Annotated in this window: 1 protein-coding gene; it reads right to left on the bottom strand. The window is 63.8% G+C overall.

Annotation, left to right across the window (positions count from 1 at the left end; translation table 11 throughout):
* Nucleotides 1–107: 107 nt before the first annotated feature.
* Nucleotides 108–1,859 (bottom strand): group II intron reverse transcriptase/maturase, encoded by a 1,752-nt coding sequence (ltrA, locus tag ABGB08_RS54310; protein WP_347608368.1) that lies wholly within the window; start codon nucleotides 1,857–1,859, stop codon nucleotides 108–110.
* Nucleotides 1,860–2,550: the final 691 nt, after the last annotated feature.

Genomic DNA, 2,550 nt, shown 5'->3' with positions numbered 1-2,550 from the left:
GCATGAAACAATGCCGGGTAGCCGGAGCACGTTACCGTGCTCCGGCCCCCTCAGAACCGTACGTGCCACTCATCGCGGCATACGGCTCAAGCAAGCCACAACGGCCGTCAGGTTGGCTGTGCTGGTTGCCTGCGCAGGCGGGCTTGAAGTCCGCGCTGACAGGTGGCGTGCACGAGGCGGGTTTGATCACCGTCCGGTGAGCCGGAGTCCCCGAGATGGACGAGATAGTCAGCGACTATCGCCCTTCGGGTGACCTGCAGCCACCAGCGTTCCCACTCGGGTGGGGACTGGGGTGGCTGCTCGGCGGTGAGCAAGTGATCGCCGCATAGTGGGCACCGTGCGGCTTGCCTGGTGAGCAGGCGCAGTGTGTACCCATCCAGCGGGGGTTTGACCCGTTGCCGCCGCTTGGCCCAGTAGTCGGCCAGGGCAGGGTCGTCGGGGGACGCCGCACCGTTGACCATGACGTGCCGGACGATGTCGGTCCAGGAGAACCGGAGAAGATAGGCACCGCTGTCGCGATGCCCGAACACCCACCGGTCGTTCCTGAACTTGTTGAACTTGCCGAAGTACCGGGCGACGACCCAGCTCCTCGGCTTGTTCGGGTGGCTATGGTTCGCCCACTTGTAGGTGAGCCTCCACATATGGGTGTCCATCGAGCTGAACGCCTTGGATGCCACCACACTCCGGTAGTAGGCCGTCCAACCCCGGACAATGGGGTTGAATTTGGCGATGACCGCCATCGCGTGCGAGCCGCGCAATACGCGCATCTCGGCCGAGAGCCTTTCCCGGAGCCGCCCAATCGCCGCCTTGCTCGGTTTGATCAGCAGCTTGAGGCGGTAGCGGCGGACGTTAAACCCGAGAAAATCGAACCCCTGCGACAGGTGGACGATCTGCGTCTTGTCCTGGTTGAAGGACAAGCCCCGGGGGGCCAGCCATACCGTCAGCCGCGCCTTGACCTGCCGTGCCTGCTCCTGGCTGTGGCAAAACACCGCGAAGTCGTCGGCGTACCTAATCAAGATCGGGGAGCCCTGCACCGTCTCACCAGCGTGTCTGACGTTGGTGTGGTACCGGACCCCGGCGGCTTCCTCCAGCCCATGTAATGCGACATTCAGGAGCAAAGGGCTTATAACGCCGCCTTGAGGAGTTCCCTCCTCGGTCGGCGCGAATCCCTTGCCGGCCTCAATCACTCCCGCTTTCAACCAGTCGCGGATCATGTCCCTGGCCGGGAACGATCCGATGGACGAGAGCAGACTTTCGTGATCGATTTTGTCGAATGCCGCAGCCAAATCCGCGTCCAGCACCCACAGGCGTTTGGCCATCGAGCCCTTGCACGCCTGGTAGACCGCGCCGATCGCGTCCTGGCAGCCACGCCCCGGCCGAAACCCATACGATCGAGGTTCGAACCGGGCCTCCCACTCGGGCTCCAGTGCCCCACGGACCCGCGCCTGATGACACCGATCCATGATCACGGGAATACCGAGACCGCGCAGCTTTCCATTGACCTTCGGTATGAACACGCGCTTGACCGCGGACGGCCGCCAGGACGAGACGGACTCATGCACCCGCACCGCCACTTCGGCCCGAGCCTGCGAAGTCAAAGCGACCTCACCGTCGATGCCCGCCGTCTTGCGCCCAGCATTGCGCTGCGTCACCTGCCGCACGCTCAGCAGCGTGTTCGACCGGCTCCGCAACATCAGCTTCTGCAGGCTCCTGACCTTCGGCCAGTCACCCCCCTGCACGGCCTTGAAGATCCGCTGCCGAAGACGCCGTACCTCCCGCTCGCACGTCCGCCAGTCGATGTCATCCCACTCAACTGCGTCCAGGCCCTTACGCGGGGGGTCCTCCAGTCCATTCACCACGAGGTGTCCAACTTATCCTTCGGTTCCGGCGCTCAGACAGTTCATCTGCAAAGGCCCACCTGCCACACGTCAGCACGCTTTCGCGTCCGGGCACCAGGCCCGGTATCCGGCCAGTTATACGAGACGACCAACGGAGGAGTTGGCCATCGGTCCCGCCTTCCTGACGCCTTTCGGCCACCGGCCTTCGCTTCTTGGGCATCCTGTTCCCGCCGGGGAGTTGGGCTCTTCTCACGATCGGCTTACCGGGTCACCGTTATCGAGACCCGGACCCTGACGGGGTTTTCATGTTCCGCACGCATGAGACGCGGCTGGGGTTGGGCGCCCTCTATACCCCGGGGACGGCGGTGTCCACACGGCCATGATGCATCCTTGGCCGTCGCCCATCGTCTCTCAACGACCGGCCCCTGTCATCCTGACCTTGCTTTCCGTCGCAGGATGTCTCTCTCACGAGGCATCAGCAAGGGTTCAATGTTGTTCGCCCCATATCCAGCCTTCTCCTCGCCTGTGGCCCCCAGACGGAGCGGGCACCCTTGGGCTTTACCGCGAGCTTCGCACCCGGCCGTTACCGGCCACGCACGTCACGGTGGAGACAGATCTCGGACACTGATCTGGCTACGCCCTCGGCATCACCTCATCCGAACCTCCACATCGACGTAGCTACTCATCACGAGCGGCCTCATGCCGCAACGCA

Source organism: Acrocarpospora sp. B8E8, from assembly GCF_039871605.1.
Taxonomy (GTDB): Bacteria; Actinomycetota; Actinomycetes; order Streptosporangiales; family Streptosporangiaceae; genus Acrocarpospora; species Acrocarpospora macrocephala.
Note: the sequence above shows the minus strand (reverse complement) of the source record. Positions and strands in the feature narration are given on the sequence as shown.